General features: G+C 66.3%; 12 protein-coding genes. 3 read left to right on the top strand and 9 right to left on the bottom strand.

All coding sequences use genetic code 11. The features are described from left to right. Positions 1-68: 68 nt before the first annotated feature. Complete coding sequence (locus LK03_RS08535) at positions 69-4970, top strand: alpha-2-macroglobulin family protein (protein ID WP_038411924.1); 4902 nt, start codon at positions 69-71, stop codon at positions 4968-4970. A 55-nt stretch (positions 4971-5025) separates the two neighbouring features. On the opposite strand, the gene LK03_RS08540 is transcribed toward LK03_RS08535, so the two are convergent. After that, entirely contained in the window at positions 5026-5319 is a 294-nt protein-coding gene (locus tag LK03_RS08540; RefSeq protein WP_038411925.1) for a hypothetical protein, read from the bottom strand. 65 nt (positions 5320-5384) lie between these two features. Between LK03_RS08540 and pbpC the strand changes: the two genes are divergently transcribed. Then, the gene (gene pbpC, locus LK03_RS08545) at positions 5385-7739 is read left to right on the top strand and encodes a peptidoglycan glycosyltransferase PbpC (protein ID WP_038411926.1); all 2355 of its coding nucleotides are present in this window, start codon (positions 5385-5387) and stop codon (positions 7737-7739) included. 114 nt (positions 7740-7853) lie between these two features. On the opposite strand, the gene LK03_RS08550 is transcribed toward pbpC, so the two are convergent. The 8 genes from LK03_RS08550 to LK03_RS08585 form a co-directional block, all read right to left on the bottom strand. Beyond that, positions 7854-8630, bottom strand: a complete 777-nt coding sequence (locus LK03_RS08550; RefSeq protein WP_038411928.1) for a response regulator transcription factor — start codon at positions 8628-8630, stop codon at positions 7854-7856. Between the two features lie 114 nt (positions 8631-8744). Beyond that, the gene (locus LK03_RS08555; RefSeq protein ID WP_038411929.1) at positions 8745-9215 is read right to left on the bottom strand and encodes a prepilin peptidase; all 471 of its coding nucleotides are present in this window, start codon (positions 9213-9215) and stop codon (positions 8745-8747) included. Positions 9216-9449: 234 nt separating this feature from the next. Beyond that, positions 9450-10010, bottom strand: a complete 561-nt coding sequence (locus tag LK03_RS08560; protein ID WP_038411930.1) for a DUF4136 domain-containing protein — start codon at positions 10008-10010, stop codon at positions 9450-9452. 17 nt (positions 10011-10027) lie between these two features. Next, the gene (locus tag LK03_RS08565; RefSeq protein ID WP_038411931.1) at positions 10028-10663 is read right to left on the bottom strand and encodes a DUF4136 domain-containing protein; all 636 of its coding nucleotides are present in this window, start codon (positions 10661-10663) and stop codon (positions 10028-10030) included. Positions 10664-10687: 24 nt separating this feature from the next. Continuing rightward, positions 10688-11437, bottom strand: coding sequence for a methyltransferase domain-containing protein (locus tag LK03_RS08570; protein ID WP_038411932.1), 750 nt, complete (start codon positions 11435-11437; stop codon positions 10688-10690). Continuing rightward, a complete protein-coding gene (locus LK03_RS08575) occupies positions 11434-11739 on the bottom strand; it encodes a MazG-like family protein (RefSeq protein ID WP_038411933.1) in 306 nt (101 codons plus the stop codon). Before LK03_RS08575 ends, LK03_RS08570 begins: the two co-directional genes overlap by 4 nt. Before the next feature lie 83 nt (positions 11740-11822). Continuing rightward, a complete protein-coding gene (locus tag LK03_RS08580) occupies positions 11823-12692 on the bottom strand; it encodes a MaoC family dehydratase (protein WP_038411934.1) in 870 nt (289 codons plus the stop codon). A 2-nt stretch (positions 12693-12694) separates the two neighbouring features. Next, positions 12695-14047, bottom strand: coding sequence for a 3-oxoacyl-ACP reductase (locus LK03_RS08585; RefSeq protein ID WP_038411935.1), 1353 nt, complete (start codon positions 14045-14047; stop codon positions 12695-12697). Between the two features lie 143 nt (positions 14048-14190). Between LK03_RS08585 and LK03_RS08590 the strand changes: the two genes are divergently transcribed. Beyond that, the gene (locus LK03_RS08590; protein ID WP_038411936.1) at positions 14191-15468 is read left to right on the top strand and encodes an acetyl-CoA C-acetyltransferase; all 1278 of its coding nucleotides are present in this window, start codon (positions 14191-14193) and stop codon (positions 15466-15468) included. Positions 15469-15472: the final 4 nt, after the last annotated feature.

Raw genomic sequence — 15472 nt, forward strand, 5'->3', positions numbered from 1 at the left:
GAGTGCATCGCTTCCCGGTGGGCTATAGTTGCCGCCCTCACGACCACGCTGCCGAAGAGTCTCGACCCATGTTCAACAAAGGATTGTTGCTGGCCTGTGCGCTGGCACTGCTCAGTGCCTGTGATTCGTCCACCTCCGAGCAACCTGCGCCGGCTGCCAAGCCTGCGGCGGCCAGCCCGGCGGCGGCACCTGCGGCCAAGCGCGAAGACCCGGCAGTCCTGGCCAAGCGCTACGCGGGGCGTGAGTTGAACGTGCTGGATGTCTCGGAAGTGCAGATCGATGGCGCCAGCGCGCTGTCGGTGAGCTTCTCGGCGCCGCTCGATGCCGAGCAGGATTTTGCCGCCAAGCTGCACCTGGTCGATACCGTCAAGGGCAAGGTCGATGGCGCCTGGGAGCTGTCGGACAACCAGATGGAACTGCGCCTGCGCCACCTCGAACCGCAGCGCAAACTGGTGCTGACCGTCGACAAGGGCCTGCTCGGGGTCAACGGCAAGACCCTGGCCGATGAGCTGGTGAGCCGTCTGGAAACCCGTGACATGCAGGCCACCGTAGGTTTTGCCAGCCGTGGCTCGCTGCTGCCGACCCGGCTCGCCGAGGGCCTGCCGGTGATCGCCCTGAACGTCGACAAGGTCGATGTCGAGTTCTTCCGCGTCAAGCCCGAGATGCTTTCAAGCTTCCTGGCCGGCTGGGGCCGTAACAGCAGCCTGTACTACTACCAGTCCAAGGAGACCCTGGCCCAGGCCGATCTGGTCTACAGCGGCCGTTTCGACCTCAATCCTGCGCGCAATACCCGTGAAACCGTGCTGCTGCCGATCGCCGGGATCAAGCCGTTGCAGGAACCGGGCGTCTACCTGGCGGTGATGCGCGCCTCGGGCACCTATGACTACTCGCAGCCGGCGACGCTGTTCACCCTCAGCGACATCGGCGTCTCGGCGCACCGTTACCGCGACCGTATCGACGTCTTCACCCAGGCGCTGGAAGGCGGCAAGGCGCTCAAGGACGTCAAGCTCGAACTGCATGACGCCAAGGGCAAGCTGCTGGCAGAAGCCAGCAGCGACGGCGACGGCCACGCGCAACTGCCGATCGATGCCAAGGCCGACACGCTGATCGCCACCCAGGGCGTGCACACCACCTTGCTGCGCCTGAGCGGCTCGGCGCTGGATTTGGCGGAATTCGATATCACCGGGCCGCAGAACAACCCGCTGCAGTTCTTCATCTTCGGCCCGCGCGACCTCTACCGCCCCGGCGAAACCGTGCTGCTCAACGGCCTGCTGCGCGACCAGGACGGCAAGCCGGTCAAGGCCCAGCCGGTGAACGTCGAAGTGCGCCGTCCCGATGAGCAGGTCAGCCGCAAGTTCGTCTGGGAGGCCGACGCCAATGGCCTGTTCCAGTACCAGTTGCAGCTCTCCGGCGAAGCGCCGACCGGCCGCTGGCAGCTGTTGCTCGACCTCGGCGGTGGCCGTAAGCAGGTGTACGAATTCCTCGTCGAAGATTTCCTCCCCGAGCGCCTGGCGCTGGAGCTCAAAGGCAGTGCCACGCCGCTGAGCCCCGAGCAGACCGCGCACATTCAGGTCAATGGCCGTTACCTCTACGGCGCCCCGGCGGCGGGCAATCGCCTCAGCGGCCAGGCCTACCTGCGCCCGATGCGCGAAGCGGTGCCGGCGTTGCCGGGCTACCAGTTCGGCTCGGTCAGCGAGAGCGACCTCAGCCAGGACCTGGAACTGGACGAAGTCACCCTCGATCAGGCCGGCAAGGCCAGCCTGGACATCGAAAGCCGCTGGGCCGAGGCGCGCTCGCCGCTGCAACTGACCGTGCAGGCCAGCTTGCAGGAATCGGGCGGCCGGCCGATCACCCGGCGCTTCGAGCAGCCGATCTGGCCAGCCGAACGGCTGCCCGGCCTGCGCGGGTTGTTCGACGGTGAAGAAACCGACAGCGACGCCCCGGTGCAATTCGAGATCCTCGTGGCCGACCGTGAGGGCAACAAGCTGGCCGCCGACGAGCTCAAGGTGCGGTTGATTCGCGAGCGCCGCGACTACTACTGGAACTACTCCCAGGATGACGGCTGGAGCTACAACTTCAACGAGAAATTCCTCACCCAGAGCGAAGAGGTGGTCAGCGTCAAGGCCGGTTCCACCACCAAGCTGAGCTTCCCGGTGGAGTGGGGCCCGTACCGCGTCGAAGTCGAAGACCCGCAGACCGGCATCGTTTCCAGTGAACGCTTCTGGGCCGGCTACCGTGCCCAGGACAACGCCGAAGGCGGCGCGGTGCGTCCCGACCAGGTCAAGCTGGCGCTGGACAAACCGGCCTACAGCGATGGCGCCACTGCCCAGGTCACCGTCACTCCGCCGGCTGCCGGCAGTGGCTACCTGATGGTCGAGTCGGCCGACGGTCCGCTGTGGTGGCAGGCCATCGAGGTGCCGGCTGAAGGCAAGACCTTCGATATTCGTCTCGACCCGAAATGGGCGCGCCATGACCTGTATGTCAGCGCCCTGGTGATTCGTCCCGGCGAGCGCAAGGCCAATGCCACGCCCAAGCGCGCAGTCGGCGTGCTGCACCTGCCGCTGCAGCGCGGCGAGCGCAAGCTGGCGCTGACCCTGCAGGCGCCGGAGAAAATGCGTCCAAAGCAGCCGCTGAGCGTCAAGCTCAAGGCCGTCAACGCCGATGGCAGCGTGCCCAAGCAGGTGCATGTGCTGTTCTCGGCGGTGGATGTGGGCATTCTCAACATCACCGACTTCAAGACCCCCGACCCGTTCGCCAGCCTGTTCGGGCGCAAGGCCTACGGGGCCGATCAGCTGGACATCTACGGGCAGTTGATCGAAGCCGGCCAGGGGCGCTTGGCGAGCCTGGCCTTCGGCGGTGACGCGGCCATGGCCAAGGGCGGCAAGCGGCCCAACACCACCGTCACCATCGTCGCCCAGCAGAGTCTGCCGGTGACCCTCGACGACAAAGGCGAGGGCGTTGCCACGGTCGACATCCCCGACTTCAACGGCGAGCTGCGCCTGATGGCCCAGGCCTGGACCGACGAGCACTTCGGCGTTGCCGAGGGCAAGACCGTGGTCGCCGCACCGCTGATCGCCGAGCTGTCGGCGCCGCGCTTCCTGGCAGGCGGTGACCGCACCCGGCTGGCGCTGGATCTGGCCAACCTGTCGGGGCGCGCGCAGCAACTGACCGTGCACGTGCGCAGTGAGGGTCAGTTGAGCCTGACCGGCAGCACCGAACAGCAGATCAGTCTGGCTGAAGGCCAGCGCCAGACGCTGATGATTCCGGTGCAGGCCGAAGGTGGCCTGGGGCAGGGCAAGGTGCTGGTGCAGGTCAGCGGCCTGGAGCTGCCCGGCGAGGCGGCCAAGCCGTTCAGCCGCGAGTGGACCTTGGGCGTACGCCCTGCTTATCCGGCGCTGCTCAAGCATTTCCGCGTGGCGCTCAAGGATCAGCCCTGGAGCCTGCCTGAGCAGGAACTGGCGGCGTTCGAGCCGGCAGGTCTGGAGGCGACCCTGGCGCTGTCCAGCCGTCCGCCGCTGAACATCGCCGAGCAGATTCGCGCCCTCGAAGCCTACCCTTACGGCTGCGCCGAACAGACCACCAGTGGCCTGTACCCGTCGCTGTACGCCGATGCCGCCAGCCTCAAGCGCCTGGGCATCAAGGGTGAGGCGGCCGATGTGCGCAAGCGCAAGATCGAAGCCGGTATCGAGCATTTGCTCGGCATGCAGCGCTACAACGGCAGCTTCGGCCTGTGGAGCGCCGACAGCGAAGAGGAATACTGGCTGACCGCCTACGTGACCGACTTCCTTCAGCGCGCCCGTGACCAAGGCTATGGCGTGCCGGCCAAAGCGCTGAAGAAAGCCAACGAGCGCCTGCTGCGCTATTTGCAGGAGCGCAACCTGATCGAGGTCGAGGCCAGCGACAACGTCGAGCACACCCGCTTCGCCGTGCAGGCCTACGCCGCGCTGGTGCTGGCGCGTAACCAGCAGGCGCCGCTCGGTGCCCTGCGCAGTCTGTTCGAGCGGCGCGCCGACGTGCGCTCCGGCCTGCCGCTGGTGCAACTGGCGGTGGCCCTCGAACAGATGGGTGACAAGCCGCGTGCGCAAGAGGCCCTGCAGGCCGGGCTGGCCGTGAGCCGCAGCAAGGGCTGGATGGCCGACTACGGCAGCCCGTTGCGTGACCAGGCACTGATTCTGGCCCTGCTGGAAGAAAACAAGCTGGCCGGCAACCAGGTCGAGCAGCGGCTGTTCGCGCTGTCGGACGAACTGGCCGCCAACAACTGGCTGTCGACCCAGGAGCGCAACGCGCTGTTCCTCGCCGGCCGTGGCCTGCTGGGCAAGCCCGAGGGGCAGTGGCAGGCGCGTCTGGACAGCGCCGGCGATATGCGTGAGCTGAACAACCAGGACGCCGGGCTGAAGCTTGAAGGCGCCATGCTGGCCTCGCCGCTCACCGTGCAGAACCAGAGCAGCGACACCCTGTACCAGCAACTGACCCTGTCCGGCTACCCTCGCCAGGCACCCGCGCCGGTCAGCAATGGTCTGGAGATCCGCCGCGAGTACCTGGGCCTGAACGGCCAGCCGCTGAACCTGGGCAACCTGCGCAGTGGTGATCTGGTGCTGGTACACGTGGCGCTGAAGGCCAAGCAGTACGTGCCCGATGCGCTGGTAGTCGACCTGCTGCCTGCAGGCCTTGAGCTTGAGAATCAGAACCTGGCGCAAAGCGCGGCCAGCCTGGACAACGCCAGCAGTGCTGTGAAGGAGTGGCGTGAATCGATGCAGAACGCCAACCTGGTGCACCAGGAGTTCCGCGACGACCGCTACGTGGCAGCGGTCAAGCTGGAAAGCTACGGCACCACCCACCTGCTGTACCTGGCCCGGGCGGTGACCCCTGGCAGCTATCGCATTCCGCCGGCGCAGGTCGAGTCGATGTACCGGCCGAACCTGCAAGCGGTGGGCGAGAGCCAGGGTGAGCTGGTGGTCAAGCCGCGTTAAGGCGACTCAGCGCGCAGAGCGGTCAGACGTTGCTGACCGCTCTGCGCAACGTGCATCAGTGAATCACCCAACTCATCACCCACAGGCCCAGCAACAGCCAGATGATGCCCATGATCACCGAGGCGCGCATGAACGCGCGGATCGCCGACCACAGCAACAGCAGGCCGACGATCAGCGCCAGGATGCTCACCAGTGAGGTGTCCATGCCCAGCGTGCGCGACAGGCCATCGATGAAATTACCGCCAGCGTTGGCCAGCAGGTTGAACAGGCCACTCAAGGCATCGACGACGATGCGGATCAACGACCCCAGCGCCTGGCCCAGCCATTCGAAAAAACCTTCTACATGCATGATTGCTTCCTGATGAACGAATCGGCGTCACGGCTTTGGCCATCATCCGGCCAGGTCGGTTCCCGATGGCAAGCGTAGCTCGCCTGCACCGCCGCGCCGGGCGCTGGTTGCGGCGCGGCGTGCTGAGCCTTGTGCTGCTGGTCGGCGCGTTATGGCTGGCCGACCGGATCTGGCCGCTGCCACTGCCCGGCGATGACCTGGCGCGGGTGGTGCTGGCCGAGGATGGCACGCCGCTGTGGCGTTTTGCCGACGCCGACGGCGTGTGGCGCTACCCGGTCAGCGCCGAGCAGGTGTCGCCGCTGTACTTGCAGGCGCTGCTGACCTATGAAGACCGCTGGTTCTACCGCCATCCCGGGGTCAACCCCATGGCCCTGCTGCGTGCGGCCTGGCTCAACCTCAGCGGCGGGCGGGTGGTGTCGGGCGGCAGCACGCTGTCGATGCAGGTGGCGCGCCTGCTCGATCCGCACGACCGCACCCTGGCCGGCAAGCTGCGCCAGCTGTGGCGTACCGCGCAGCTCGAATGGCATCTGTCGAAGGCACAGATTCTGCAGATCTACCTCAACCGCGCGCCGTTCGGCGGCACCTTGCAGGGTGTGGCTGCGGCCAGTTGGGCTTATTTGGGCAAGTCGCCGCAGCACCTGACTCCGGCCGAGGCAGCGCTGCTTGCCGTGTTGCCCCAGGCGCCCAGCCGGCTGCGCCCGGATCGTCACCCCGAGCGCGCCCAGCGTGCTCGCGACAAAGTGCTGCAACGGCTGGCCGACTACCAGGTGTGGCCGCCTGAACGGCTGCGTGAGGCCCGCGAAGAGGCCTTGCTGCTGGCGCCACGCCAGGAGCCGGCTCTGGCCCCGCTGCTGGCGCGGCGACTGAACACGCCCGGCAGCCCGGCGCTGATCCACACCACCCTCGATGCAGCGTTGCAACGGCGCCTCGAAGACCTGCTGCTGGGGTGGCGCGCACGGCTCCCGGAGCGCACCTCGGCGGCGATTCTGGTGGTCGAGGCCAAGAGCATGGCGGTGCGCGCCTACCTGGGCTCCATTGACCTTGGCGATGCCCGGCGCTTTGGTCACGTCGACATGATCCACGCCCTGCGTTCACCGGGCTCGACCTTGAAGCCCTTCCTCTACGGCATGGCCCTTGACGATGGCCTGATTCACTCCGAGTCACTGTTGCAAGACGTGCCGCGGCGTTATGGCGATTATCGGCCGGGCAACTTCTCCATGGGCTTCAGTGGCCCGGTGTCAGCCAGCAGCGCGCTGGCGCTGTCGCTCAACCTGCCGGCGGTGCAACTGCTCGAAGCCTACGGCCCCAAGCGCTTCGCCGCGCAACTGCGCATGGGCGGTGTACCGCTGGTGCTGCCGCCGCTGGCCGAACCGAACCTGGCACTGATTCTGGGTGGGGCGGGCAGTCGCCTGGAAGAGTTGGTCGGCGGTTATGCGGCGCTGGCGCGCCAGGGGCGCAGCGCCGAGATTCGCTTGCAGCCCCAGGCACCGCTGATCGAACACCGGCTGTTGTCGCCGGGGTCGGCGTGGATCATCCGGCGCATTCTCAGCGGCCAGGCGCGTCCCGACCGTGACCCGCACGCCGAGCTGGTACAGCGCCCGGCATTGGCGTGGAAGACCGGCACCAGCTATGGCTTTCGTGATGCCTGGTCGATTGGCGTCGGCCCGCGCTACCTGATCGGTGTATGGATCGGTCGCCCAGATGGCACGCCGGTGGCCGGGCAATTCGGCCTGGCCTCGGCTGCGCCGCTGATGCTGCAAGTGCATGACCTGCTGAGCAACCGTGATCGTCAGCGCGGCGTCGTCAGCGCCAGCGAGCCGGTGCCGGCCAGTGTCGGCGTTGCGGCGATCTGCTGGCCGCTGGGCCAGCCCATGTCGCGGCAAGACGACAACTGCCGCCGTCAGCGCTTCGCCTGGACCTTGCAAGGCACCACACCGCCGACCCTGCAAGCCGCCGACCAGCCGTTGGGTCTTGGCTTGCGCGAAACACTCTGGGTCAACGCCCAGGGGCTGCGTGTGGATGCCGGGTGCCCCGGTGCGCAAGCACGCCACGTGGCGCTGTGGCCGGCACCGCTGGAGCCGTGGCTACCGCGTGCCGAGCGCCGCGCCGCGCGCCTGCCGGCCATCGACCCCAGCTGCCCACCGCAGGTGGCAGCCACTGCGCCGCCGCTGTCGATCGTCGGCGTGCGCAGCGGCGATCACCTGCGCCGCCCGGCGAGCGACAGCGAGCCGTTGCAGTTGCAAGTGTCGGCGTTGGGCGGGGGCGGGCGGCGCTGGTGGTTCCTCAATGGTCAGCCGCTGGGGGAAAGCGTCGAGCAGCAGGCCCTGACCGTGTCCTTCGAGCGCGCGGGGCAGTTCGAGCTGAGCGCCTTGGACGAAAGCGGCGAAACCGCGCGGGTGGCGTTTCAGGTGAGCGAATGAGGTCGACACCGCTATGGGGCCGGCTTCGCCGGCCATCGCGGCTAAAGCCGCTCCCACAGGTCGCGAGATTCCTGTAAGAACGGCTTTAGCCGCGAAGCTGTTCCTCCACCCCAATCAATGCGCGGTAAACCGCTGATGCACCGGTGAGGTACGCGGGGTCAGGGCCAGCGCCAGCTGGGTGCGGTTGTGCATGTGGGTCAGGCGCAGCACTTGCGAGACATACAGCTTCACCGTGTTCTCGGTGATACCCAGCTCGCAGGCGATCTGGAAATTGGTCTTGCCCTTGCTGACCAGTCGCGCGACTTCCAGCTGTCTGGGCGACAGCTTGTCGAACACTGCCGGCAGTTCGGCTTCGCCTTCGGCGGGGTCGGTGGAGCGTCGCTGCAGGCTCTGCCCACGTGCTTTTTCAAGGTCCAGGTACAGTTCGTCGAGCGATTCGGCCAGCTCGTGTAGACGTTGGTTGAGACTGCCCAGCTCGCGCACCTGGCGCTGGCGCTCCAGCAGCGACTGCTCTTGACGGCGCACCCCATTGAGCAGGTCATCGAGATCGGCGGGCTTTTGGTAATAGTCGGCGAAGCCCTCACGCAGAGCGTGGATGACCTGTTGTTTGTCGGTCTGCTCGGTCAGCAGGATCGCTTCGAACAGACGCGGCCGGGTATCGGCCGCCTTGAGCCGGTCGAGCAGTTGCAGGCCATCGGCGTCGGCCATGTGCAGGTCACACAGCACCAAGCCAATGGCGCTATCGCGCTGGTAGCAGTCGACGGCCTGTTCGGCGTTCTGCGCGGCAACGCAGCGATAGCCTTGGCGTTCCAGAAAGGCACTGATGGCCTTGATGGCCGGGGCCTGGTCGTCGACCAGCAGAACCTTCACTTCACTGACAGCTTTACTCATGGACAACTCCCTGTCGTTTCATGGCCCTGATCCGGGGCCAGCCATATCGGCCATTAAAAGACGTCTGTGCTCCAGCCCACTCCAGGCCAGAACGATGTTCGACCGCACAGGCCGCTACTGTATCCACACCGAGGTCAGCAGGAAGCCTGCGATCACGTAAGGAACGAAAGGCTGCTTGTCGTTCAATTGCTGGGCAAGCGCTTGCAGGCGCTTTTTTACCTTTGGGTTGAGCAGCGTCCACAACCTGCGCCTGAACATCATCCACACCACCACCGTGACCCCTGCGCCAATGAAGGTGCCGAGCACGTAGTGATGACTACTGGCCAGGGCCAACGCTGCAAGCAGCTTGACATCGCTGGCGCCAAGCCGGCCAAGCATGTAGCCGGGCAGGGTCAGCAACATGACGATCGCCAGCCCCCAACCGGCATCGCTGGCTTCAGCGCCCAGCCAGCTGTGACCGGTGATGAACAACCAGATCAGCGCAGCGCCGCCCACACCCAAGGTCAAAAGATCTGACACCTGGCGTTCCCGCACATCCTGTTCAGTACATAACGCGAGCCACATCAAGAGAACAATGCTCTGCATTGGCGGCCTTTCGTCCTTATTTTGGTAGGCGTTTTCCCTCAGGCCACGGCGGCCCACTGCTCAGGGTAGACGGGATCGCGCAGGCAGGCTTTACCGCTCGGAAAAAACTGCATGGCGAGTCAGATTTTTTTGCCGTTTAACGAGGTTTTTGCCCATGCGGGGTGGGAACAATACGCCGGGCATCGTCGCCAATGCCCGGTGGGGCGGGGTTAAACACAAGGTAAGGGGTCACTATCAGCGCGGTGGATAGTTCGCCATCAATTGCGTGACTGTCTTTTGAATCGCCTGGGTACGTTCCTGTGGGGTAGGAGGGTAGCTGTTCATCATCTGTTCGGCACTGCCGCGCCAGACCAGCTTGCCGTCACGCCCATCGAACAGATCGACCTGGATGGTCGCCACCTTGTAGTCGACACTGCGGGTCTCGTTGTACATCGGCCCGCCCCAGTAGCCGCCCCAATAGCCACCCCAGCCGCCGCCATAGTGGGTGGTGATTTCCCGCTGGCGGTCTTCGACGATGAGGTATGCCTGGGCCTTGAGGTCGGCCCGCGCATTGCCTTGCACCGGGCGTAAGCCGCGCTGGTCGAGTTGCTCGGCCACCGCCTGGCGAATGCGCTGCTCGGTGAGGTCGCTCTTGATGCGTGGATCGTCCGGACGGTAGTGCATCGCCGGTTCTTGCCAGGCCCAACTGCGGTAGCCGGCGAAATCGCGGCTGGCGTCGTAATCCTGCTGAACGTTGTTGCTCGAGCAGGCGGCCAGCAACAGTGTGAAAGACAGTACAGCGAGACGTCGCATCATGGCGGTTCTCCGAGCAATCAACGTGGGGGGTAGCCGCTAAGGGCCTTCTGCACACTCTCGCGCAGCGCCGTTTCGCGTTCGCGTATCGTCGAGCGGTCGGCACCGCTCTCGGCGCTGGCGCTCCACACCGGCTGGCCATCGCGGGCATCGAACAGTTCGATGTGGACTACGCTGACCTCGACCTGATAGGTGCGCGTCACCGGCACGCTGCCATAGGCACCGAAACCGTTGCGGTAGCCGCCGTAACCCATGCCGCCGTAGGGACCAGGGCCGTAGTAAGGATCGTAACTGTCGTAGTCGCGCACCTGGCGTACGCGCCGTTCGACGCGCAGGTCAGCGCTGACCAGCACGTCGGCCTGGCCGTTGCGCGCCGGGCGCAGGCCCTGCTGGTCGAGCCCGCTGGCGATCACCTCGGCCAGTTGCGCCGGATCGGTATTGGCCGTGGCCCTGGGCAACTGGCCATTGCGCCAGGCCCAGGTGCGGTAGTGGCCATAGTCGCGCGCAGGCGCCGGGTAGGCGCTGGCATCGAACGTGGTGGCCGCTTGCGGCGGCGCTGGCGGCAGCGGGCGGCTGCTGGCCACGTAGGGATTGGTGCCCTGGCACGCAGCCAGCGACAGCGGCAACAGCGCGAAGCAGAGAATGCGGTGGAGCATGACAGTCTCCCGGAGGCGGGCCGCTCAGCGCGGTCGGCAGATCCAGTGCAGGTAACGCCCAAGGCCGGCGAAGGTGGGATGACGGCGGTGGGCCAGTTCCATTTCCAGCAGGTCGGGGAGGGCGGCTTTGTCCTGAAACGGCTTGGGCATGTAGTCGTGAAACACCCTGACGCCACTTTCCTGTTCGACCCGCCAGCTCGGTTCAAGTTGCGCCCGCAGTTCGCGCGGGTCAACCGGTCTCTGCGGCGTCAGGCTCTGTTTTTCACCTGCCAGCTGATTGCTGCGCAGCTTGCGGAAGTGGCCCTTGATCAGGTTGCGATACACCAGCGCGTCGCGGTTGTAGAAGGCCAGTGACAACCAGCCATCGGCCACCGTCAGGCGCTGCAGCACCGGCAGGATGGCCTTGGGTTCGGCCAGCCACTCCAGCAGGGCATGGCACACCACCAGATCGAAGGGTTGATCGCAGTGTTCGCCCAGCGTCTGCCAGGGGCTCTGGATGAACCTGGCCGCACGCCCTGCCTCGGCAAAGCGCGCCCGGGCGCCATCGAGCATGGGTTCAGCCGGCTCGGCCAAGGTCACCTGGTGGCCCTGTTCGGCCAGCCACAGCGCCATATGGCCAAGGCCTGCGCCGATATCCAGCACCCGCAGTGGGCGCGCGGGCAGGGCTTCAGCCAGGTCGGCCTGGAGCACGGCGAGGCGAATGGCACCTTTGGCGCCACCGTAGATTTTCTCGGCAAAGCGTGTGGCCAGGGTGTCGAAGTGGCGGTCGTTCACTTGGCGAACCGCCGTTCGCTGTCGGCCAGCTTGGCGCGCACCACTTCATCCATGTCCAGGCCCAGCTCGCTGCACAGCAGCAACAGGTACAGCACCACATCGCCGACCTCCTGGCCGGCATGGGCCAGTTGCTCGGGCGCCAGTTGGCGCGATTGGTCTTCGCTCGACCACTGGAAGATTTCCACCAACTCGGCCATCTCGACACTGGCGGCCATGGCGAGGTTCTTAGGGCTGTGGAAGCGTTGCCAGTCGTTGTTGTCGCGGATGCGGTGCAGGCGTTCGGTCAGTTCTTGCAGGTTCATGGGGCTCTCCTTGGGCGCATAGCTTCAGGCGAGCCCCACGGCAAATCAAGCGCCAACGAGCGTGAAGCTCACCAAGCGGCGCTTCACAGCACCGCCCAGCGTCCGCTCATGTGCAGGCGTTGCTCGTTGCCGTGCAGAAGCAGTTCACCGGCTGGGCCCGCTTCGCTGGCACTGAGCACCACCTCGGCCGGCAAGCGTATGGGTTTGTGGAAGTCGACCTCGAAGCGATAGCCGCTCTTGGGCAGGTGCCCACGCAGTGCGGCCAGGGCCATGGCCTTGCTCCACATGCCGTGGGCGATGGCGCTGGGGAAACCGAACAAACGTGCGCTGGCTGCGCTCAGGTGGATGGGGTTGTAGTCACCCGCCACCTTGGCGTAGCGCCGGCCAATGTCGGCATCGGCGTACCAGCGCGAGGCCTCTTTGAGCGCTGCGGCCTCAACACCGGGCGCAAGTTCGCTGTCGGCTTCGCTGGCCGGCGCCTGCTCGAGCTTCAGGCCGCGCACCAGCATGCGACTGGTTTCCCGCCAGAGCAGACCCAGGCCGTCTTCGCCCTCGCTGATCAGGTCGAAGGTGCCGCCCTTGGCGTGGGGTTGCAGGTTCTCTGCCCACACCGACATGCGCAGGCCCTCCAGACCACCGAGCGGGCGACGCACCTCGACGCTGTTGTGCAGGTGCACCAGGCCGAGCAGGGGGAAGGGGAAGTCGCTGCCGGTGAGCAATTGCAGTTGCAGGTTGAACGCCATCACATGCGGATAGGTGGCCGGCAGGCGTCCGTCGTCGGGGAAGTGGCACAGGCGCCGGTAGGCGGCGAGGTTGTCGGCCACTACCGGCAGATGGCAGCGCAGGCCGCGGCTGGGTAGCTCACTGCCGCTGATCTTGCGTTTGCCGACGGCGCGCAGGTACAGGCTGGCGCGTGAGTCGGGGTGGTGCAGGTCGAGCCATTGCCGAGTCATGCTCATGCTCCCATCAGTGCCTGACCGCAGACGCGCAGGGCCTGGCCGCTGACTGCACCGCTGCCCGGCTGGCTCAGCCAGGCCACGGCTTCGGCGACATCCTGCGGCTTGCCACCCTGGCCCAGCGAGCTCAGACGGCGTCCGGCTTCGCGCAGGCCCACGGGCATGGCGGCGGTCATGTGGGTTTCGATGAAACCGGGCGCCACCGCGTTGATGCTGGCGCCCTGAGCCGCCAACAATGGCGCCCAGGCCTGGGCCAGGCCGATCAGCCCGGCCTTGCTCGCGGCATAGTTGGTCTGCCCGCGGTTACCGGCGATGCCGCTGACCGAGGCCAGCAATACGATGCGGGCATCGGCGCCCAGTCGACCACTGTCGAGCAGCGCCTGGGTGAGGCGCTGCGGCGCCTTGAGGTTGACCGCCAGCACCGCGTCCCAGTAGTCCGGGGTCATGTTGGCGAGGGTCTTGTCGCGGGTGATGCCGGCGTTGTGCACGACGATGTCGACGCCTTCGGGCAGTGCGTCGAGCAACTGCTCGGGGGCATCGGCGGCGCAGATGTCCAGGGCCAGGGTGCGTGCGCCCAGGCGCGCAGCCAGCGCTTCGAGGTCTTTGCTGGCGCCGGGCACGTCGAGCAGCACCAGTTCGGCCCCGTCACGCGCCAGGGTTTCGGCGATCGATGCGCCAATACCACGCGCCGCACCGGTGACCAGCGCGCGGCGCCCGGCCAGCGGGCGGCTCCAGTCCTGCACTTGGGCAGCGCAGGCTTGCAGGCGCAGCACCTGACCGGAAATGAACGCGCTTTTCGGCGACAGGAAAAACCGCAGCGCGCCTTCGAGCTGGTCTTCGGCATCCGCGCCGACATACAGCAACTGCGCCGTGGCGCCATTGCGCAGTTCCTTGGCCAGCGAGCGGCTGAAGCCTTCCAGCGCGCGCTGGGCGATGCTCGCTTGCGGGTCGTCGAGCTGCTCCGGGGGGCGGCCAAGAATCACCACGTGGGCACAAGGTGCGAGGCTGCGCAGCAGCGGCTGGAAGAATTCGCGCAACTGCCGCAGTTGATCGCTGTCGGACAGATGACTGGCGTCGAACACCACGGCCTCGACCTTGTTACCCAGGCCCGCGACCCAGCTCGGTGCCTGCAACTCAGCGGTCTCGAAGCCGTAGAGTTCGTCGCTCAGGCGTTTGGCGAAGCCCTCGACGCGTGCGATCAACGGCCCGCCACCGAGCAGCAGGGCACCGTCGACCGGTCGCATGCGCCCGGCCTGCCAACGTTCCAGGGCGGCCGGGCGCGGCAGGCCGAGGGCATCGACCAGGCGTCGACCGAGGTTGGAATTGGCAAAGCCGAGATAGCGATCGCTCATGGGAAGGGTCTCCGTGAAGGGCAAACATGCAGTGTGGACCACCTGCGCAGGTGGGTCGTTCGAATCAGGGAAAAACACCGGGCTGTGCTTTTCGTAAAGCGCCTAGGCTGTACCGATCAACAGGTTTCAGGAGGAACCAGCACATGGCTTCAATTCGCCGGGTCGCGATTCTGGGCGGCAACCGCATTCCTTTCGCCCGTTCCAATGGCGCCTATGCCACCGCCAGCAACCAGGCGATGCTCACCGCTGCGCTGGAAGGGCTGGTCGAACGCTACCGCTTGCAGGGCGAGCGCTTGGGTGAGGTGGTGGCCGGGGCGGTGCTCAAGCACTCGCGGGACATGAACCTGACCCGCGAGTGCGTGCTCGGTTCGCGTCTGGCCCCGCAGACGCCGGCCTATGACATTCAGCAGGCCTGCGGCACTGGCCTGGAAGCGGCGCTGCTGGTGGCCAACAAGATCGCCCTTGGGCAGATCGACTGCGCGGTGGCCGGTGGCGTCGACACCACCTCCGATGCGCCCATCGCCGTCAATGAAGGGCTGCGCCGTATTCTGCTGGCGGCCAGCCGCGGCAAGAGCCTGGGCCAGCGCCTGAAACCCTTCCTTGGCCTGCGCTCCGGCCACATCAAGCCGGAACTGCCGCGCAATGGCGAGCCACGTACCGGGCTGTCGATGGGCGAGCACTGCGAGCGCATGGCGCAGACCTGGCAGATTCCCCGCAGCGCCCAGGATGCCCTGGCGCTCAACAGCCACAAGCAGCTCGCTGCCGCTTACGCCGAGGGCTGGCACGATGATCTGCTCACGCCTTACCAGGGCCTGGTGCGCGACAACAATCTGCGCCCGGACCTGACCCTGGAGCAGCTCAGCCGACTCAAACCGGTGTTCGAGCGCAGCGAAAAAGGCACCCTGACCGCCGGTAACTCGACACCCCTGACCGATGGCGCCTCGCTGGTGCTGTTGGCCAGTGAAGAGTGGGCAGCAGCGCACGATCTGCCGGTGCAGGCGTACCTGGTCGATGGCGAAACCGCTGCGGTGGACTTCGTCGATGGCAGCGAGGGGCTGCTGATGGCGCCGGTGTATGCCGTGCCACGCCTGCTGGCGCGCAACGGTCTGAGCTTGCAGGATTTCGACTACTACGAAATCCACGAAGCCTTCGCCGCCCAGGTGCTGTGTACCCTCAAGGCCTGGGAAGACGATGAGTTCTGCCGCAGCAAGCTGGGTCTGGATCAGGCACTGGGCGCCATCGACCGCAGCAAGCTCAACGTCAAGGGCAGTTCACTGGCCGCCGGCCATCCATTCGCTGCGACCGGTGGACGCATTCTGGCCCACCTGGCCAAGTTGCTGAGCAAGGCGGGCAAGGGCCGCGGGCTGATCTCGATCTGCGCTGCCGGCGGGCAAGGGGTGACGGTGATCGTCGAGCGCTAGCGCT

The sequence above is a fragment of the Pseudomonas cremoricolorata genome (assembly GCF_000759535.1).
GTDB classification, from domain to species: Bacteria; Pseudomonadota; Gammaproteobacteria; order Pseudomonadales; family Pseudomonadaceae; genus Aquipseudomonas; species Aquipseudomonas cremoricolorata_A.